We start from the raw sequence: 19,499 nt of genomic DNA, 5'->3' as shown, positions 1-19,499 counted from the left end.
TACTGCGCCATTTATGCCCTCTCTATCTGGAAAATGAGATACGCCGCGGCCGCAGGCTCAGTCCCTGCAGAGTAGTCGGTATCGCCTACTGCCGATACCGTTGCGGTCCCACCTGAAATAGTGATCTTCCTCCGGCTCGTTCCCCACTGATCGCCGTTCATGATCTGAAAATAAGTAAGCTTACACCCCGGTGGAAGCACTACGGAGTAAGAGCCTGTTTTTTCATTCTGGGCCAACTGTAGGTAGCCGCTGACACTGACAGGCTTAATTCCATAGTTGTTCACCCTGCCTGAGGCGTCCCAGGTTTCAACACCGTAATGAGCCATCGCTGTTCATCCTAAAAAAGGGCCCCACCTCAGGCCCAATGTTTACCATGTTCCCGTGATTCTCCCGATCTGCACCCTCAACACATTGTTGGCGTCACGCACACTGATTGTCTGGTTTGTCTGTTTCATGGCTCCCTCTCCAGCTGTCGAACCGTAGTTCTCAAATGTTCCTGATTTATCCAGCCTCCACCCGACAGACCCTGCAACATAATTGTTGGACTGGATAAAGTTACCGATTTTGGCATTGGTGATCGTGCCATCCTGAATAAACGCTGAGCTGATAAATACCTGACCGTTGTAAACGAAGAACGCAGCCTGGTAATTTCCCGGGTCACTTCCTGAGTAAATACCAAACTGATCTGCAGCAAAGACCACTGTAGATTTATAGGTGCCGCCGGATGGCTCTATCGACATCCCGAAACCAGTGTTGTACTTCACCCCACTTCTGACTATCCCGAGGTTCAGCGTATAGGACGCCTTTCCTGTTCCATCACTGTTTACTTCTGCCGTCAATTTCTGGTTAACAGCTGCGGTCAAATCCCCTACCTGAGCCTGTACGTAGGTAGACAGGTCTGCAAGGCCTTTATCCACTTCTGCGACCGTTGTTTTAACAACCAGGATATCAGCGCGCACCTCCCCATACTGCTGGTACTGATGTTCAACCGTACCGTGATTAGCCAGTGCGTTCGACATGACGCCTTCCAGGTTAATGTCGACACCTTCCTGAACATTTTTGAACGCATCTGACTCGCGAATCTGCTCATCAATGAGATCTATCATACCTGGAATATCGGATGACGCCTGACCTGACGCCTCAACAAACTCAGACACACCAAAAGCATTCCTGGTGCGCACATAAACGTAATATGTCTTATCTGCCTGCAGGCCGTGGAGTGTCCACTGGTTTGAGCGCCCCAAAAACTGCGCCAGGTCTTCGATATTAGCCGGATCGGTTATCTTGTTTTGCCCTGAGTACCAGAATTCGAAAGAAGTATCTGTGGTGGCGGTGATACGCATGACTGGCACCAGGTCTGCGGAGAACAGCCCTGGCGTCCAGATAACGCTTGAAGGCACTGGTGGAGCGCCAATAACCATACTTATCTGAGTCTCTGCACCTTTCATCCCGTTTTCATTGCGGCCACGAACACCCAGCGTATAGCTACCGGCAGCCAGCCCATAAAACTCATACCGGAACTGGTCGGTTTCGTACTGAGAAACCACTTTCCCATCAGCCGAATAGACATACAATTCGAAAACTAGCTTTTTGGTCGTCGTGGCTGTTTCCCAGGTTGCCGTGACCTGTACTGTTTCCGAATTGGTGTTAATAATCCGCAGGTTTTCAACGTTCGGAACGCGGTAGCCATTAAGCGTGTCGTTAGGAATTTCGTACACTGCGCCTTCATCCACAATGGCCTGTTTATTCGGATCATGCTGTGATGCAGTAATACTGTATACGGAATTGCTTTCTGTCTCTGCGACGCTGAGGATACGAAATAACCGAGTTGAGACGTTGCTGGTAGAGATAGCAAACACTGTTCCATCACGCACCCATGATGGAGTCGTCTTCAGGGTTACCACGTTGTTAGCAACGCCATCAATGACGTACTTCACGAATTTACCGTTGCTCCCCATGATAGACATGGTATCGCCGCCAGCTATAAGCGATGATTCGACAGCATCAACGGTAATTTTATTGCCTGAATGTGACATAATTCTGCCGCCGAGCCGCGCGCCAGCATAGTTGTTGTCCATGATTTCAACTATGTCACCGGGCGTGAAATGAATGGCATCTCGGGCCATCTGGAATGTTAATCGACTGCTCTCACGCTTTGCAGTTTCCAGTAGCCACTTCCCTGCTCGCCATGCCTGCCCGCGAGAGGTACACCCGAAGGCCTCAAGGGTAGTCTCGTTGTAATTTCCACGTGCAATCATGTCGTCATCGGATACGTACTCTTTTACCTGCTCCCAACCGTTATCCGGGTCGGTCCATGACACCACCACTGCATTGTATTTCTCAGAGCGCTTCACAGAGCTTCGCTTGAAGTTGCCATCAACCACGTTAGCATTCGTGATTGTCGCAATCGGATCTTGTGGCGCATCCAGCATGACAGACAGGCGCACACCGTCCCACAATGCAATTCCACGGAACATGCTCGCTATCTTGTCGAGAATGTCTCTCGCACTAGCCTGCTCTGTGATGTAGGCGTTTAGCGTCATGCGTGGTTCTTTTCCGCCGTACCCATCGTCAACAAGCTGATCGCAATACTGAGACAGCACATACAGTGCACCGTCATCCACATCTATGTAGCCGGCACGTTTAGCCAGCCCGAAACGAGAATTCTTTGCCAGCTCTCTGAACAACCAGGCTGGGTTATTGGTCCATGCCTGCTTGAATCCACCTGTCCACAGCCCTGAGTAAGTGCGGGCTATAGGGTCATAATTGTCTGGTACGGGTACAATCAGCCCGCGAAGATGGTAAGTGCGGCTTGGGGTATCTGTGTACTGGTCGCGATCGATTACTGCTCCAGCGATGGCTGAAAATGGATAGCTAAGGTTGTCGTCAGTGATTTCACTGTAGCTATTCCAGATGGTGCCGTTGGACAGTAAATCGCTGCTGCTGTCAGGTGTAATGCGGCGAACACGAATATCAAACGGCTTAATATCCGGAGCATCAATCAGATGGGCCTCAAGGTATTCGCCTGATATCTTCCCGGTGATAGTCACGGTCTTTTCAATAACCCAGCCTGAAGCACCGGTTCTGCTCTCCAGCACCAGAGTGGCGGACGTGTTTTTCTGATTGCCTTTGGTGTCCTGCTCGACCAGTCCGGTCACACCAACGTTAAACCGCACCCGGGTAACGTCCTGATCGGTTATGGTGCGAACCAGCGGAGTATCATAGGTTACTTCGGTGTTTACGATGGTGGTCGCTTCAATAGCAGAGAAGCCATTAATGGGGGATTGCGTTTCAGAGCCTGGGCGCCAGGCGACGCTGACACCATTTACGCTGACAATGCCTGTCGCATCAGTTACGGGAGTCTTATTGAGCTTGAATGATGACAGGTGTTCCTGATCAACGGGACCATAGATAGGCCCTTCGCTGATGAGATCCAGTACCCGGTAAAATTGCTTTGACTTGAGGTTATCGTCGAGGAGTTTGGGGGTTGATGCTTTGCCGCCACCTGAAGACATAATGCCACCTTAGCTAATAGATTCCGTCCAGTCCTGGTTGTTGCTTGTGTCGATACCGAGTGAAATTACGTTCGAACCGACCTCCATTTCTCCCAGTAGGAGTGGCACCGCGCGCCCCTGCCCCACCCGGTTCTCAGCACTGGTAAATGAGTTATTTGTGAGCGTATTGGTCTCTGCGGCTTCTGCGGAGGTTTTGGTCTTCATGTTGCGTGACATGTAAACCGAATAAGCTATAGACGCTACGCTAACGGCAACCGCAATCCATGCGGCCGCAGCGGCGGTGATCGCCCCCTCCACTACCGGCACGAACAGGACCACTGAGCCATCTTTAAGGTGGCGGTCCATATGCCATTGCATCGCAGATGCCTCAATATCCTCGCCCGCTACCCGCACACGCAGCTTTGTATTGAGAAAGGCTTTTTTGAATTCGAAATCCTGCGCCAATAGGAGGCGTAATCCCTGCGCGGGAGTATCAACGTTCAGGGATATCTGGCGGTAAAATCGGCGTAGACTGCCTGCAAATTTAAAGATGAGCACTGTTCGTGTCTCCAGATTGAGTGCGTCTGCTTGATGTATGCCGGGCGCATTTGTTCTCGTCTGCTGAGGTGTCCGGCATGGTCATGGTGAAGCACCAGGTTGTCATGAAGGAGAATCATTGAGTGGCATGGGTCGGCGCCGGGGAATGGCTGCCTGATAATGACGTCGCCTGGTTGTGCATCCTGCATGGACACCTGATAGAAGCCATTGACCGCCATATTGGCGATATATAGATTCTCTCCTCTCAGCCACCATCCATTAGTCCTCACGAAGTCCGGCAGATCGATGCCGCAAAGGTGGTATGCGTCCCGGAAAAGCGTGTAACAGTCCATAATGCCATGCTCGAACTTGCGCCCCAGCAGATGCGGAACAGGCCTGAATTTCCTCAGTTGCCCGCCAGATGCGAGCCACCATGGCAGCCCCGTCATCAGCTGCATCTGCCGATCGGCACCAGAAAGCGCTAGCTGGCTTTGCGGGTGCGAATGGAAGACCGCTGTAATTTCCCCTTCTTCCTCCGCTGCAAGCCAGTCATCGTCACGTATGCGGAAGTGATGCCAGGGCTCCGGATGCACATTCCGACAGCGAAACACTTGCACGTCATTCAGGATTAGCGCACACACTTCATCCTGCGACGATGCCGCATAATCGAGTAATTCCTGCATCAGGAGACCTTTTGAGAGCCAGGGAAACTGCTTATAGGCATTGGTTCAGGGCGGGGATAGCGGAACCGGCAACCGGTACGACGGTGAGAGCACTTGTCTTTCGCAGGGTCAGTGGTTGGGTTGTCGCGTTCATCTGCAACAGGCGGTCCGTCATAGCCGCACCCGACGCCGCGATACTGCCACTGGCACACATCGGCGAGAATGGTACGAGCAGGAATAATGGCGTTATCGCAGTCAATCGGTGTCGCCAGCGTGTAGGTCACCTGCTCGAACGTCTCTTCCGTCATCTCTTCAACGACGTAGCGGGAAACCGCTTCCTGTGTCGGATCTGCGTCTGGGTTCCCGTTCGGGAAATTCACCGCATCCAGGTATTTCACAGGAACCTGTCGCCGGGTGATAACAACTCCCAACATGTCATCAAAGTCATGGTTAATGCCTGTCAATAATCCGGTAACGTTCGCCACTGACATTGACGGGCGGGCATACGTGCCTTCGTTCTTTGACTCGAATCCCTCCACCGCTATCGGATATGCCTGGTACTGGTTACCTTTCCAGATAACGTTGCCGTAGTAGCCGTTCGTTCCAGAATGGAAGCGGATAAGGTCGCCGCCGTATGGCTGCAGGTCTGCTTCAAAAAGGTCGATGAAAGCCCCGACTCCCGCATCGACGCTATCAATAATCATGCTGGCTGGCATGTCGCGCATGGCAAACTCCCATAAGAAAACCGCTCGACGGCGGCCACTGATCATTTGTCAGGATGTGAAACAAAACAAAGAGGGTTTAGGCTGAAGCTTCAACACTAAAGGAGGTTTTATGTCTGGACTGATAAATCCAAAAGAATCACCGGAAGAGTCAGCGTATGCCTTATTGATTGAAATGGTTAGAGCCCAAAGAGTACCTGTTTACTCCAGCGGGAATATATCTAATCTTCTGGATATGTATGACCAGGCTGTGAAGCATTTCAAAAGTAAGGATGATAAAGAAAGCAGTTAACTCCCCTCGCAAAGGCTGATAAAACTATCACGGACGGATTCGGCAACAGCTTTGGCCTTTTCCGTTCGTTTATCATCTTCCCACGTCGATATCCCATCAAGTTCGCGAGAAAGCGTCTTTGCCGCTGCTTCAATTACATGATCAGGTAGTTCGGTAAATTTCATAATAATCCCCTTATCGTGGCACTTGTTCAAATGTAGCCGTTAGTTCGTATAGCGGCCCGGTCTTTGTCATGCTCCATGAGCGGCAAACAAACAGTTTTTGCACTCCAGTATCAGATGGCGTCCAGTAGAAAGACTGCACCGCCATACGTGCCTTGAGGAAAGCATCGGCAGCTTTCGCAGCATTAGGCCTTGAGCATTTCGCATCATCCACGCCTGTGAATGTCAGCGAGTATTTATCCATCAGAGGGTTAATGCCCTTCGTCTGGCGCTGCTCGTAGCCATCGCCTAGCTTGACGACTGCTACGTTAGGCGTTCGTTCGACGCTGTAGCCCTTCTGTGGGGGCCAGGTGAATGTTTCTGGCATGGTTGCTCCCAATAAAAAACCCGCCAGAGCGGGTCTACGTGCATTGCGATAGAGAATCAGAATTCCACAGCAAGCTCTTTAAGTTGCTTTTTAGCTTCTTCGAATACACGACTTTCAATAACTGCAAGAGAAGCATTCTTATCCAGAGGAATATGAACATTAACTGAAATACTTTTCAGATGCGTTTCATAATGAAAAACGACCCTTGCGATAATCCCGGAACCATTGTCATTATCAAATGCTGTAATATCTTCGATATGGTAATCCATCTCATTCTCCTTTTAATTTGCCCATCAGATATATGCGTATTAACGGCTTTTTTCAAGCATCCCATTTGGACGCTGCTCATTTCTGATGGCGCGTAATGCGGCGTTGTACGCCACCTTGTCAAACTGTTTGACCGTTTCCGGGCTGTTGGGACTTCCATCGAAGTGATAGTGATTCTCCTGGTGGATTGTCACATCTCCACCGCCCCCACCACTGCGCATATCCCGGTTGCTAATCACCCTACCGTTGTCACCGGGGATCATGTACTGGCTGCCGTTGTTAGCCTGGTAGATTTCAGGTTTGCCATTCTCGCCAACCCGGTACATGCTGCTGGCACTAACCGGACCGCCGTTATAACGAGCACCCGCGATTGCCATGCCTTTAGCGGATAGCAGTGAGCCAGCATAAGCCGTCTGACCAACAGCAGCAGCGCTCCCCATTGTTGCAATAGAAGCACTCATTGCTGCCGGAGCCCAGGCGGATGCTGCAGCAGTTGCCTGCGCCATGGTGGATGCCAGTGATGCGGCTGCTGCTGCCTGCCCCATCACCTGATTTTTAACCCACTGCATCCCCATTTCAACGAGGCTGCCGATCACGCTGTTGATGATGGTCGAGCCGACGTTAGCCATTGCCTCCTGCAGGCTCTGGGTGCCGTTGATTAAACCAGTGAGGGCATTGGTTGCCCCGCTCTGCAGACCTTCCAGCGAGGTGGCCAGCAGCTCATTGCCAGTGCTCTGATTACGGTAGATTTCCCACTGGGCAGCGATGCGCGCCTGCTCGTATTCAGTATCAGCCGCCGCTCGCAGCGCCAGCGCATTCTGATGGGTTAACACACCTTGTTGCTCGTATTGCTGAATCAGCGCCAGCTTACGCGCGTTCTCGTTCGCCAGTTGCTGCACCGGGTCAACAGTGCCTGCCGCCTCCTGTTGGGGCGTTACCGCCTGCTGAGCGCGGATTTTGGCGAGGTTAGTTTGGTGCGTTGCCGCCAGTCGTTCTGAGGTCTGGTTGTACTGCTCCTGGCTGATTTTCTTCGCAGCCAGCGCCGTATTAAGATCCTCAACATCCTGTTTGTAACTGGCATTCTCAGCCGCTTCAGGGAGAAGCTTCTGGGCTGCAGCTTCAGCTTTGATGGCGTTGGCTGTATCCCATTTTTTTGCCGCATACTGACCGGCTAGCGCTATCTGCTCTTTAGTCGCTCCTTTCCCGAGCGACTGCTGCGCAGTGAGGATGGCCTGCTCGCGACTCAGCTTATTCGTTGAGTCAGCGGCAAGCTCTGATTGCTGTTTCAGGTTCGCCAGCTTCTGGGCAATAGAATCAGCCTGTGACGCGCCCTTCTTCTGCTCTGACTGAAGCGACTTCTGCGCCTGCGTATTTTTGTACGTAGCTGCAGCATCATCTTCCATTTGCTTCGCGTGCGGATCATCCTTCGCAAACCCGGCATCTTCGGCGGCGTATTGCGCCTGCAACCGAGCGCGGGCCTCGCCCTGTAGTTTCGACAGAGCAAGGTTTCGCTCAGACTGCTTGATGAGGTTCTTCTGCCCGGCGGTAAGGTTATCGACCTCTTTTCTCATGCCAGAAACTGCAACCTGTGCCAACCCCGCTTTTTCAACTAAATCAGTGAGAGGTATGAGGAATTTTTGTAATGCTTCTCTGCCTGAATCTGTTGATGAGGTAGTGTTTTGTAGTTCAAGAACTAGCTTTTGAAATGCTTCTGGAGACTTATTATTAGCTACCTCAGATAATTGCTTACTGAGTTCAAATGCTTTCTGTTCCGATATACCGAACTTCTCAGCGAGCGTGGTTACAGTGTTCTGGATCGCGTTAGCGTTAACGGTGAACTTCGCTCCAGCGTTCCTTGCTTGCTCCATGGCTGCCGAGTAAGTGTCAGCTGTTACGCCGACGGTCGAAAGGTTTTTGTTGAATTCATCAATCGACGCAATACCGCCAACGAAAGAGGTTCTCAGCTTGTCTGTAAAGCCAACTATGGAGTTGGAGGCGTCATTGATTGATTTAGGGATCTTCGCTATGGCAGCGTTGTACTCAATCATTGCCTGATTTCTCAGGATTGTTGCTGCCTCGGCGTTTGTTCTTGCAAGGTTCGCGTACTTATCTGACAGGGCGGCCACACCATTCTGAGAGACGGTGATGACCTTATCCATCGCTTCCGCAGCGTCTTTCAGCGCATCCATGGCGTTCTTTCCGCCATTGAGCGAAGTAATCAGCACACCAGCGAGAACCGAGCTCAGCGCAATGATAGAACCGACAATCGCACCGCCCGGACCGAATGCGCCAGCAAGCTGAGAGCCCTGCTGAGCGAAAGCCACCAGCGCAGATTGACCTCCCTGCACCTGAATAATGAAGTCCTGAACCTGGTAACCAGCCTGCTGCATGCTGGACTTCCAGCTGCCAGTGCCTTTTGCGCCATTTTCAACTCCAGTCTTCATGTCATACAGGCGACCGGTAAGCTCACCGATCTTCTGCTTCTCTTCATCGGTCGCTTTCGACCCGGCGCGGAGCTGCGCGGCAAGAACAGCAGCACTGCGCGCACCATTCTCCTGCGCTTCGTCCAGCACAGCCAGCTGGTTACCCAGCGCCTCGATGATTGATTCGGCACGGCTGAATTCACTGCTAGCGCCACCGGTACCGCTGCGGGCCTCTTCCATAGCGCGGGCAATGCCGCTCACGTTGGTGTTCAGCTTCCGCAGTTGGTTATCCATCGAGTTGGCATAACCAGCCAGTTCAGTAAAAGCGGATCCGGTTTGGGAGGCGCTCTCGTCAAGGCTATCCATTCCCTTACCAGATTGTTGCGCCGCAGCACCCAGCTTATCCAGAGCATCAATGGCCTGTTTGCCGCCTTGCAGCAGCGGTTCAATATCAGCGCTAACCGTATAAACAATACTTCCCGCGTCTTTTTCACCTGCCATGATTTTCTCCGGGCAATAAAAAACCTCGCCGTGGCGAGGTTTTATGTGAGTTTGATATCTTAAATATAAGAACTATTTATCAAGTTCATTACTTTAATGGCTGCACCTAGCGTTTTTGTATCTATCGTTCTTACCTCAGGCGCTTGCTTTTGATATATGTTGTAGCGAACTATTACTGTCGAGTTTTTCTTTACTTGTTTAAGGAATAGATCACCATCCTCTTTCTTAAGCATTCCGTTCCCATCAACACTACCAATCGCCTCATTTTTATCCAGCCTTAACTCAACCTTACCGCCTGGTGCTAAATCATTTCCTACATAAATGAAATATGCATCATTAACTTTTCTGATGGTAAGACCATATTGCCGTACGTAGCATGATTTCTCATCATTGAGATTGTCCCGTTTACATGCAACATCCCACCCCTTGTTATCAAAAACCCGCCCCTCACCAATAGTGGCAGTTCCATTACCATGATTTATCTCAGTTGATATGCCATCAACCTCACCGCGCTCGCTAATATAAATTGAGGCATCTGATGAATCAAGCGAGGTATTAACCATACAGTAAACACTTGAGCCAGGGATCAATTGTTCAGGTTTGAGCGCTGATTTTGTTGATTTAAATTTCGTTTGTTTATTTATATCCTCTGGAAACCAAGACTCGTACTTTTCACAGCCCAACTCTTTTGCAGCATTAGAAACATTCACTATTTTTGCCTGGGATGCACTAAGTGATTTGCTAGCTGCAACTGAATAGAATGGCGCAACCAATATAAGCGCTAATAATGCTCCCAAGATGCTGGTCGTTCTCATATCCCTGTCCCCCTTGATATCCCCTTTGATAAATGTGCCTAAAGAGTAGCAGGGATCCGGCAACGACAAAACCAGCTTATGCCAAAGCCTTTTTCCGTCGTGCGGCCTGTTTAGCCAGGTACTCATCGGCGATACTGTCGTACTCTTCACGAGTGAAGCCTTTCTGGTCCGGGTATTTCGCCGCCAGAAGCATCTGGAATTCGGTCATCGTTAACTGAGAGGCTTCAGCGCGGTTCATTTCGAAGTGACTGCGCGCTGCACTGATATAGTCGAAGGCTTTAAATTCGTTCGTTCTGGCACCTGTTTCGTGGCGCTGCAGCTGGCGAACCTTTGCCTTTCCGACAACACCGTGCTGCATGAGATGCTGCGCCAGTACGATTATGTCGTTCTTCGGCATCTGGCCCGGGCGGTAGACAACGCAGTTCCGCCACCCTTTCCACTCGCCAATCATTGGCGACAGATCATCATCGCAGCACGCCTGTAGCACCAGCATGCACGTTGATAACAGCTTCTCAGCGGCGCGGTTGAATGATGGAGAAAGCCATTCAGGAAAGCGTCCCAGCGTGCCAGCGCACACATCAATGAGGTGAGCGACATCATTGCCGTGGATGGTGGCGTACGCCTGCACAATCTCTTCCGGAGTGCCGATCCTCGTCATTGCCTCGAATGAAGGTCGCAGCAGGTAATCTTTCCCACCTTCGCGGCTGTCGCTGATGGAGAGTTCGCCAATATCGGTTAAAGCGGTCATAGGCCTTCCAGTAAACGGTCATTATCAAGGGCAGCACGCCGCCCTTTGGAATGTCCGTTAGGTAACGGTAACCGTATGCACGGCCACAAAGTTGCCGTCTTCGGTGTTGATGATGATCTGCGCGCTGCCGGTGGCGACGCGCGTCACGGTAACGGTGTTGCCGGAGGCGGTAGCCGTTGCCTTGGTCGCATCGGTAGTCGCTACAGTGAAGTCTTTGTTGGTAGCGCCAGTTGGTGCGATATTCACCGTGAAGGTGCTGGTACCTCCAGCAGCGCCAGTGCTGGTTGTCGGGGTTACCGTCACGCCAGTCACTGCTACATCGCTGATCTCATTCACCTCGATGGTGCTGGCATCACCGACTTTGAACTCAGTAGAGAACGTAACGATATCGTTGGTACCACCGTCAGAGCTCAGTGCAGTGATGTTCATGTAGCCGATAAATTCGACGGGGCCATATTCCATTCGCACCCAGATGCCTGTCTGACGCTTGGCCTTCAATTCACCTGAGAAGTACTTGATGAACTTGCCGACACCGTACTGATCCAGCTTATCTTTTTTGCGCACTTCACCTTCAAAACTGAAGGTGAGATCACTGTTGGTGATGATGGTTTCGACATAGCCGCCGCCGTCATCCGCATCAGAGGTAACCGTGTTAGGGTTGAAGTCGAAGCCTTTAGACGTTCCTGCAGCCAGAGACTTCCACTCAGACTCAAGTGGTTTGACATCCGGGCAGCCATCGGCGACTTCCAGCACGACCGCACCGCCGAACAGGCGCTCGTTCGAGTTCTGGCAATTAGCCATGTGAAACTCCTCTTTGACGTATAAAAAAGAAAACCCGCCGGAGCGGGTTATTTGGTTGGGGATGGCTATTCGCCGTAAGTGCAGGCGAACTGGAGTCGGAAGACTATTCGCCCTTCTTCTGTGAGCACCGGCGCGGGGATTGCGCCCATGTTCTGGATGTAGCCGACGCACTCGTCAGCCATGGGGTTGGCCTGGACGTAATCGACGATACGCTGCACGGCGTTGAGCGCGTCTTTGCGCTTATCTTTTGCGCCTACGACGTCGACCAGGACGTTATACTCAGAACCGAGGTCAGTTCGAATATTCGACCCGCCATTTGGCCTGAATACCATGATCGCCTTCGACAGGTCACCTGGGTCGTCGTACATCAACTGTTGCACCGTGAAGCCGGTAGTTAGCCCGGCGTCGCCGAACATGTTGCGCACCCGCTCGTGCATCATGGGTGTCATAGCGAAAGCTCCTTGCGCATCACCGCGTCAACGTTATCGCGCTCATCATTCGCACCTTTGGTCAGGAATTGAGGCTCACCATGGGGATCCCAGTAGTTGCCAGTTCCTGTCCCGCCGCCGAACTCTTTCGGTTTCTGCGGTCCGAACTCAGAGCGGTTACTGGTCACGCCAAAGTGCGCGCGCGGCTGGCCTTTCAGCTTGCCTGACGCCTCATGCACGTATGCGGCATAGTTGGCTGAATAACCAATGCGCCCGGTAATGAACACCCCGCCAGCGTCAATCTCCCGAAACTGGCTGTTAATCAGCGTGGAGGTGTCGATCGGGGTGTAATAGGCTGCCCTGGCACCGATAAGAATCATCGCCGACTGTAGCGCGCGGATTACCTTGCGCCCCTTAACGTCGCTGATGACATCGTTCAGGTGCTTTTTCGCCTGGCTGATGCCTTTCACTTTGATACCCATAGCTAAACTCCCGTCAGGATGGCGTAATCATCCGCCAGGCGCTCGAACGTATCGGCGTAGCGGATAACCTGGCGCACCTCGTCGGCACCGGCGACAACCGGATCGGCTTCCGTCGATACGCCAATCAGCAGGTAATCACCAGCGGCCGCCAGCGCGAACTCCGTCCAGACAGTATTCTTCACGACGATTTCGGCACCCAGATTGGCTAACTTCTTACTGAGCCCGCCCTCGTAATCACAGAGGATATGTTCAGGTTCGGCATAACCCAGCGGGTCGCCGTATTCGTCATTGCCTTCCAGCTTGCGCCAGATTGTCGCCGTCGCGGTGTATGACCAATTGGCTACCGAAGACATCAGTCATCCCTCCATCGCAGCACGGCGGCGCCTGTGGCCCGTATGCGTGCGCAGTTAATGTGCCACTCACCGTCGCTTTTCACGTACGCCGTCGTTTGTTGGCCGGCATCGGTGATCACCCACACCCGGGTAAACGTCCGCGGCAGCCGTTGCTGAACTGAAACCCACGCCATTAGCAGCCCCCGACCACCATAAACAGGCCCACACTGTTGCCGGCGCTGATCGGAAGTTCACTGGTGCAGCCACTGGTATCAAGTTTCGCCAGAGAGTCACGCAGCCAGGTGATGCCATCGTCTCCGTAGTCGAACGAGCGCGACGCTCCCGATGGCGCCCCCTGCGATTTGATGCGGCGGGCGCCGGATGACGTCGCCATGAGCGCAGCGGCATACATCAGAATGAGCTTTGCCGTGCAGTCGTCATATCCCGCGCCATCGAGGCACGGGATAATCTTGTTCACCACGCAGAGAATCTGATCGAGAAGAGTTCCGGGAATGGCGTAACCCAACTCACCGAGGAACGCCTGCACGTCTGCCGCTGTGATTGGGTCAGCCATGGTTATTTCGCCTTCTTCGATTTGCTGGCAGATTCTTCCTGCTGCTCTGCCTGCTCTGCCTGCTCTGCCTGCTCTGCCTGCTCTGCCTGCTCTGCCTGCTCTGCCTGCTCTGCAGGTTTATCGTCAGCACCAGGAGTGGCAACTTCAAGTTCCTGCTCTTCAACTTCGCCAACGACCGAGACGCGGCCAGCGAAAGCAGGTGGCACATCAACCGCAACGAACTCATGACCCAAAGGCAGTTGCTGGAATACGCCGTTAATCGTTCCCCAGCAGCCAGTCTTCTCGACTTTTAACTTTTTCATGCTCTCTCCTGAAGAAAAGGGGCCGAAGCCCCTTAACCCTGTGCGTTGAACACTTTAGAGCGACCGTTGAAATCGCGCTTAATCTGCAGACCGACAGCACTCCAGACCAGAGTGTTGTAGTTGTCGAACGGATTCTGGCGCGGGATCATGAAGGTGCCCACCGGCGCGGCAATACGCGTCTTGATGTACTGCGAATTGCGCACGTACGCGATGAAGTGGTTACCAGTCAGCTTAAAGGTCTGGTTAACAGACTCGATACGGCCGTAGCGCAGGATGTACTCCAGCACGGTGCCTTCTTTGAAGCCGGCAGCGGAGGAATATGGTTTGCTCATGTTGCGCATGATGTCAGGCGACACCCACACCTTCACCTTCTCCTGCACGTAGTTATCGTCCAGGAGCTTAGCGAACGGGCCGGTGAAGAATGCGACCATCTCGTCAGGGGTGGCGGTGGTCAGGTCGATATTCAGACCGGACGCACTCAGATCCACCTGGTTGGTGTTGGCGTGGTTGGTGATGCCTGCGCCGACATACCCCTTCACCTTCACTTTCGCGTCACCAGACAGCATGTAGTCGGCCATATCCTCGCGGATGGCTGCAACGTGCGCTTCCTGGTCATCGGCCATTGCGTCAAGGTTTTCTGACTGCATGCCGTTCCACTCACGCCATTCACGGCTGTAGCCGGTATTGAAGATCGGGATTGGGTCACCAGCTTCGTCGTAGATGACTTTATCCAGTTCTTCCGGAACGTGGCCCGTCAGTGTGCGATGAACCTTGCCCGCGTCACTGGAGACGCGGTAAAGCGCCGCTGTCTTGCCGATAGAGATCGGCGTACCGAGACCGAGCAGATCATCCAGCAGGCCGTTGCCTTCGTCATTACGGAAGACTCGGGTAGTGATGTTATCCACTTCACGCCAGTAGTCTTTGGAGATCAGCGCAGCCTGGTTAACTTCCAGTGCGCCGCCATACTGGGCGGAAATAGTGTTCTGGTTGATGTTGAAGGACTCACGCTGCATCAGCAGCTGATTCCACGCCTGCTTTACCTGGTTATATTCAGTAACCAGCTTTTTGTTGAATACGATCATGCTCATGCGGTTGCTTTCCCTGATTTGCGAACTTTCACGAGCTGAGCTTCTGCGCCAACGGTGATTTTTTCGCGTGAATAAAAGAGGACCTGGTCGGTGGCTGGTGTTGTCGACTTGGCCAGCGTGCCGTCACCGGCAGAAACCAGACCTTCGTTTTCCAGCAACGCTTCGCCTGCTTTGACCAGCATGTGGTAATCCACATCGTCTTCGCACATGATGGCCGCGCCGGTATCACCTGCAGGAACCGAGTCGCGAATGTCACCACCGCCGATGTAGTTGTGCTGAAGAGCCAGGGCAACGCCTGCACCGCCAGCGACATTGTGAACTGCCAGTTTCCCCGTGCTGTCGAGCATCACCAGTGAGCCGGGTTTCACGGCCGCCGCCATGATTGCTTCAATGACCTGTGGGTCATTCTTACGGGCCGGGCCCGCGATTACCGTATGGAAACGAGGTGCGAGAGCCATTATTCAGGTGCCTCCATGTTAAGGATTTCACTCTGAGCGCCATTCCCCTGGAATGCAGGGTTCAGACCGGTGCTGGTCTGGCACTGTGAGTACAAGTCGTTCAACGCGTCACCGGACAGGGAGTTAACCGCTGCTTCGGTCATGAACGAGAATTTCGCTTTAACAGCGTCACGTTTGGTTTTCAGCTCGCTCTCAGCGTTCGCCTGCAGCTGAGTTTCCAGCTTGCTCAGCTTTTCGTTCAGCGGGGTGAGCGCAGCATTAACAGCAGCGGTAATCACATCAGAGTTGATCTGAGCCTTGCCCGGGTCGCCGCCGCCATCTTTCTTCTGCATCTGCTGGTTGTAGGCATCCCAGACCTGATCGTCGGTCAGCCCCTCGGTTTTAACGCCTGCGGCATTGAGCGCGGCGATCATCTTCTCTTTCATCGGGTTTGTTTCTCCGTTGGTTTTGACTTCGTACTCAGTTGGTTTGCGCACGACTTCTACTGGATCACCGACGAGTTCAGCCTTGCCATCGTCGTCAATGAGGTACTTTTGCTGGAGGTATTTGCCGTTTTCCTCGTAAATGAAGCGATCAGGCCAGACGGCTTCCGGCCAGAAGTAATATGTTTCAGGCTTACCCTCGCTCATCTTGTTTCGCAGCGCCGCGCAGATTTCATCGAATGAGTAATTCGAGGCGTTGCTCAAATAAAACTTGGTTTTGTTCCACCAGCCGTCTTTCATGCTGTTGGCGGCATCAATAAGGCTCGTCGATTCAACATCGGCCTCTTGCCCGTCAGCGTTGACGAACATGCCTACACCTTCATCCGGCGTACCGGCACCGGGTTCGTCGAGCAGGATCGCGATGTGGTCGAACTGCATGTTGTGAGCGACCCAGGAGTATTTCTTCTGCTTCGACTCACCTGCCTTTTGCTCTTTGTTCAGCAGAAGACCGGTAGAGACATGAATCGGGTCGGCGTTATTGCCGGAAATCATGTCGTCCAGGCGCTGAATAAGGCGCTTGCCGTCAGGCTTGGTATCTGCCACAGCCTTATTGACGTATACGTCCATCACGACCTTGTCATTGGCCTTGCTGACGTTCTGAGCCCATGCCCCGGCGTAGTAATCGTTGACCGCCTGCGGGTCGTTGGCGCTGACGTATTTGCCGTTCACCATCGGGTGGCCGATCGGCATTAACTTGCGCTCCATCGTCTGGTAGCTGTTGTTAATCTCCTCCGCCGGGTACAGGCCGCCATTCATCACGATGTCATCGACGATCGGGACCGCACCACGAATGACGTAGTGTTCCTGGCCGTTGATGGTTGTCGTTGAGATGTTGGAGGCGTTGATGGCGAGGGATTTAACGTGGATGCTGGATAGCTTCACGTTGCGTCCTCATTGGTGGATATCAGGCAATAAAAAAGGCCGCCGTGGCGACCTTGTTATTATTTTTTATAGCTTACTAGTTCGATACCATCCTTGGGGTATCGTTTCTTTAATTCGGAAATTAATGCTGATTCGGTGTCACCGTTAATCGTCAGAAAAGCTATGTGCGTTCGGTGCTTAGCTTTAGTGACTGGCTGCACTCTATCAAAGCGAATATCTTTAAATTTTGATTGCATGTCATTTTCCATTTAATTAAGGAGTCGTTAATTAATAACGGCAAAAATAACATGAACTTTATTGATTATTTACCCCAGTCTTTTCTCTCTTTTGCAAGCTTATCCGCCAGCCCCTCGTTGAAGATGCTGCCGTCGTCGTTAAGCAGGACCGGAATCTGGCTGCAGTAGCAGTTGTACCGGTTACCGTTCTCAGCGTAGAAGTCCCGTACTTCTTCTGTGGTGTAGACCTTTCCGTGACGGCTGGCGTGCCAGCTGCGCGTCGTCGGTTTGAGTGCCGACAGCCACAGCAGGCCGGTATTCAGGCCAAGCCGATCCGCCGCCCAGTCCGTTTCGTTCCATTGCGCCTGTCGCAACGCACCGACCTGCTCAGTCTGAGCGATGGTCTTGGCCTTCGACATCGACACATCGAGGCGCTTGCTGATAACGCTGGCCGTTTCGCGTGGGTTAACCCCGCGCGCGACCGCATCGGTGATGATGTTGGTCAGATCGCCGCGGGCGGTGTCGCTGATGACCTTCCAGTCACTGAACGTTGTCAGTCTGGCGGCTGCCACCTGATTAAGATAAGCGGGGCTGCTTAAAAGCTGCTGTAGCGTAGTCTGGCTGGCGTACACCTGTGACTGCTGCGAGAGGTTATTGAACGCCTCCAGCGTGCCACGCTGCGCTTCTGCGACGACATAATCCATCGCCCATAGATTTTGCTCTCCGCCATCCAGCAGGTAATCGTCGAGAATGCCCTGCACCGCCTCAAGTAGGTCTGCCAGTTCCTGCGCTGACATGTCGTAGATGAACTTGCCGGCGTTGACCTGGTAGAGCCGCATGTCAGCGCCGTGGTCGTGGCACAGGAAGCGCCAGTTATGGCTGTTTACCTCTCGCTCTCGCCCAGTCAGGCGCTGGTCAAACAGAGCCTTCAGCGCGCGCTTGATGCCGAGATATCGCTCCTCGATATCCCGGAACATCGCGGTTACCTGCCTTGCCGATCGGGTCGGGTCAAACTTGCTGCGCGGAACTACCGGTGTCCCGACTTTCGTCTTTTGCTCCGGTGTCATCGGAAAGAGGATCATCGGTCGTTACCTTTTTTTTGGGGTCAGGCGGCTTAACATCTTCACGCGGCTCAAGTTCTCCCGCTTCCCTGACCTCGTTCTCATCAACAGCCGGTGTGCCATAGGCTTGCTGGGTATCCTTCGCCACCGCAGCCATTTCCTTCATGTTGGCAATCTTCTCTTTCTCACTTGGAGCGAGTAGATCGGACCAGGTTAACGTGATTTCGCCAGATTTAGGTGGCTCGATAACCTCCACAGTCCAAAGCCGTTCTATAACTGCACTTGCCCGTTCAGTCTGGAACCCGTTGCGGCGACCATTACAGCGCTTGGCAAAGTCGTTTTTGTCCTGATCTGAAGCAAGCCTTCCCGTCTGCTGACCAAACAAGATGGTGAATGGCATCTGAACTGAAGATGAAAACTGGTTAGCTGACACTGTCCACGTTGGACTCGGATCGGCAGCGGCAACGGAAAGCACTTTAGCCTCTCCGTCCTGCGTCACCAGGGCCGAATCTGTACCAGAGTTAAGTTTCTGGATAGCAGCGTTTAAAGCCTCAGCCAGCCCTGAATAACCAGCTTTCTTGGCATCCTCCATGATTTTGTCAATCTTGGTGTCTTTCGACATGTTAATGCCGAGCTGCCTGCTGGCGTTTTTCAGGAACCCCTCAGCGCTGCCGCCGGAGGTTTTAGCCATATCCAGCAGGTCGTTATAGCCTGCACGCAAGAAAGGGATGCCAGCCAGTGAGGATTCATCTTCTGAGCCCTCGCAGAAAATGATGATGCGCTCAGGATGAATTTTGATGGAGCGCATGGGACCAACAATACTGCCGTTGTCCCCCACGGGTTGTTCCTGGAAATAATAAAACTTCGGCATGGCGTAATCAGGGGACTTCTGATCCTGCTCTAATTCACCCGGCTTAACCTGCGACTCCCATGCAGGAATCATCTTCACTAAGCCGCGTTCGCGTGAGTTACGCATCACTTCACGATTAACTGGCTCATCCCAATTACGGCTATCGGCAAACTGAAGAATGAGAGCTGAGTAGTGACCGACAAGGTTACGTCTATCCGCGTCCTTCACCTTCGCCCAGTATTTCTTCATGAGCTTGGTGACTTTCTTTTCCCATGGCGTCGATTTTTTGGACTTCTTCGTCTCGTCACCATCCACGATTACAGGATTATCAGACCAACATGCATCCAGTAGCTTATGAACAGCGCCGAACGCGGCTCCATTACGCTCATACATGTTGTAGAAGTGGTCAAAGTCGAGGCGCTCAGGATAGCCAAATTCACACCACAGATGATGTCGCTTGGTGTTGCCTGATTTATTGAAGCCGGCCGCATAAAGCTGTCGAGATCGCGATACCTCGTTGAGGCTATTCACAATCAGCCCAGCGAGGACTTGCAT

At 52.7% G+C, this 19,499-nt stretch carries 22 protein-coding genes; 1 reads left to right on the top strand and 21 read right to left on the bottom strand.

Annotated features, from left to right (window positions below):
* Window positions 1-368: 368 nt before the first annotated feature.
* Genes AA74_RS0121855 through AA74_RS0121840 form a run of 4 tightly spaced genes read right to left on the bottom strand, consistent with a single transcriptional unit; the run spans window position 369 to window position 5,418 of the window.
* Window positions 369-3,515, bottom strand: a complete 3,147-nt coding sequence (locus AA74_RS0121855; RefSeq protein ID WP_025913437.1) for a host specificity protein J — start codon at window positions 3,513-3,515, stop codon at window positions 369-371.
* Window positions 3,516-3,524: 9 nt separating this feature from the next.
* Window positions 3,525-4,052, bottom strand: coding sequence for a tail assembly protein (locus AA74_RS01000000122445; protein ID WP_023234680.1), 528 nt, complete (start codon window positions 4,050-4,052; stop codon window positions 3,525-3,527).
* The gene (locus AA74_RS0121845; RefSeq protein ID WP_025913433.1) at window positions 3,995-4,714 is read right to left on the bottom strand and encodes a C40 family peptidase; all 720 of its coding nucleotides are present in this window, start codon (window positions 4,712-4,714) and stop codon (window positions 3,995-3,997) included. The genes AA74_RS01000000122445 and AA74_RS0121845 overlap by 58 nt, the downstream gene beginning before the upstream one ends.
* A complete protein-coding gene (locus AA74_RS0121840; RefSeq protein ID WP_025913432.1) occupies window positions 4,714-5,418 on the bottom strand; it encodes a phage minor tail protein L in 705 nt (234 codons plus the stop codon). Before AA74_RS0121840 ends, AA74_RS0121845 begins: the two co-directional genes overlap by 1 nt.
* Before the next feature lie 109 nt (window positions 5,419-5,527).
* Between AA74_RS0121840 and AA74_RS0121835 the strand changes: the two genes are divergently transcribed.
* Window positions 5,528-5,707, top strand: a complete 180-nt coding sequence (locus tag AA74_RS0121835; RefSeq protein WP_025913431.1) for a hypothetical protein — start codon at window positions 5,528-5,530, stop codon at window positions 5,705-5,707.
* On the opposite strand, the gene AA74_RS1000000123540 is transcribed toward AA74_RS0121835, so the two are convergent.
* From AA74_RS1000000123540 to AA74_RS0121740, 17 genes are all read right to left on the bottom strand, one after another.
* Window positions 5,704-5,871, bottom strand: a complete 168-nt coding sequence (locus AA74_RS1000000123540; protein WP_155267981.1) for a hypothetical protein — start codon at window positions 5,869-5,871, stop codon at window positions 5,704-5,706. The genes AA74_RS0121835 and AA74_RS1000000123540 overlap by 4 nt on opposite strands.
* A gap of 10 nt (window positions 5,872-5,881) precedes the next feature.
* Window positions 5,882-6,235, bottom strand: a complete 354-nt coding sequence (locus tag AA74_RS0121825; RefSeq protein ID WP_025913430.1) for a phage tail protein — start codon at window positions 6,233-6,235, stop codon at window positions 5,882-5,884.
* Window positions 6,236-6,291: 56 nt separating this feature from the next.
* Window positions 6,292-6,504: a hypothetical protein gene (locus AA74_RS0121820; RefSeq protein ID WP_025913429.1), complete on the bottom strand. Its 213-nt coding sequence runs from the start codon at window positions 6,502-6,504 to the stop codon at window positions 6,292-6,294.
* A gap of 39 nt (window positions 6,505-6,543) precedes the next feature.
* On the bottom strand, window positions 6,544-9,426 hold the full coding sequence (locus tag AA74_RS0121815) for a tail protein (tape measure) (RefSeq protein WP_025913428.1): 2,883 nt from the start codon (window positions 9,424-9,426) through the stop codon (window positions 6,544-6,546).
* 59 nt (window positions 9,427-9,485) lie between these two features.
* The gene (locus AA74_RS0121810; protein WP_025913427.1) at window positions 9,486-10,241 is read right to left on the bottom strand and encodes a hypothetical protein; all 756 of its coding nucleotides are present in this window, start codon (window positions 10,239-10,241) and stop codon (window positions 9,486-9,488) included.
* 76 nt (window positions 10,242-10,317) lie between these two features.
* Window positions 10,318-10,989 carry a DUF6246 family protein gene (locus AA74_RS0121805; RefSeq protein WP_025913426.1) on the bottom strand — a complete coding sequence of 224 codons (672 nt, stop codon included), beginning with the start codon at window positions 10,987-10,989 and terminating at the stop codon, window positions 10,318-10,320.
* Between the two features lie 57 nt (window positions 10,990-11,046).
* Window positions 11,047-11,790, bottom strand: a complete 744-nt coding sequence (locus AA74_RS0121800; protein ID WP_025913425.1) for an Ig-like domain-containing protein — start codon at window positions 11,788-11,790, stop codon at window positions 11,047-11,049.
* A gap of 65 nt (window positions 11,791-11,855) precedes the next feature.
* The gene (locus AA74_RS0121795; RefSeq protein WP_025913424.1) at window positions 11,856-12,239 is read right to left on the bottom strand and encodes a hypothetical protein; all 384 of its coding nucleotides are present in this window, start codon (window positions 12,237-12,239) and stop codon (window positions 11,856-11,858) included.
* Window positions 12,236-12,700: a hypothetical protein gene (locus AA74_RS0121790; protein ID WP_025913423.1), complete on the bottom strand. Its 465-nt coding sequence runs from the start codon at window positions 12,698-12,700 to the stop codon at window positions 12,236-12,238. The genes AA74_RS0121795 and AA74_RS0121790 overlap by 4 nt, the downstream gene beginning before the upstream one ends.
* A 2-nt stretch (window positions 12,701-12,702) precedes the next feature.
* Entirely contained in the window at window positions 12,703-13,053 is a 351-nt protein-coding gene (locus tag AA74_RS0121785; protein WP_025913421.1) for a hypothetical protein, read from the bottom strand.
* A gap of 172 nt (window positions 13,054-13,225) precedes the next feature.
* A complete protein-coding gene (locus AA74_RS0121775) occupies window positions 13,226-13,606 on the bottom strand; it encodes a hypothetical protein (protein WP_025913420.1) in 381 nt (126 codons plus the stop codon).
* Between the two features lie 2 nt (window positions 13,607-13,608).
* Window positions 13,609-13,908, bottom strand: a complete 300-nt coding sequence (locus AA74_RS0121770) for a hypothetical protein (protein ID WP_025913419.1) — start codon at window positions 13,906-13,908, stop codon at window positions 13,609-13,611.
* 32 nt (window positions 13,909-13,940) lie between these two features.
* Window positions 13,941-14,996, bottom strand: coding sequence for a major capsid protein (locus AA74_RS0121765; protein WP_025913417.1), 1,056 nt, complete (start codon window positions 14,994-14,996; stop codon window positions 13,941-13,943).
* Window positions 14,993-15,454 (bottom strand): hypothetical protein, encoded by a 462-nt coding sequence (locus tag AA74_RS0121760; RefSeq protein WP_025913415.1) that lies wholly within the window; start codon window positions 15,452-15,454, stop codon window positions 14,993-14,995. Before AA74_RS0121760 ends, AA74_RS0121765 begins: the two co-directional genes overlap by 4 nt.
* Window positions 15,454-16,818, bottom strand: a complete 1,365-nt coding sequence (locus AA74_RS0121755; RefSeq protein ID WP_025913414.1) for a hypothetical protein — start codon at window positions 16,816-16,818, stop codon at window positions 15,454-15,456. The genes AA74_RS0121760 and AA74_RS0121755 overlap by 1 nt, the downstream gene beginning before the upstream one ends.
* Before the next feature lie 301 nt (window positions 16,819-17,119).
* Window positions 17,120-18,115, bottom strand: coding sequence for a phage minor head protein (locus AA74_RS0121745; RefSeq protein WP_050437756.1), 996 nt, complete (start codon window positions 18,113-18,115; stop codon window positions 17,120-17,122).
* Window positions 18,042-19,499, bottom strand: a complete 1,458-nt coding sequence (locus tag AA74_RS0121740) for a DUF1073 domain-containing protein (RefSeq protein ID WP_032667643.1) — start codon at window positions 19,497-19,499, stop codon at window positions 18,042-18,044. The genes AA74_RS0121745 and AA74_RS0121740 overlap by 74 nt, the downstream gene beginning before the upstream one ends.

Source organism: Enterobacter sp. 5-4, assembly GCF_000612205.1.
GTDB lineage: Bacteria > Pseudomonadota > Gammaproteobacteria > Enterobacterales > Enterobacteriaceae > Enterobacter > Enterobacter roggenkampii.
This window is presented reverse-complemented; position numbering and strand designations above follow the sequence as displayed.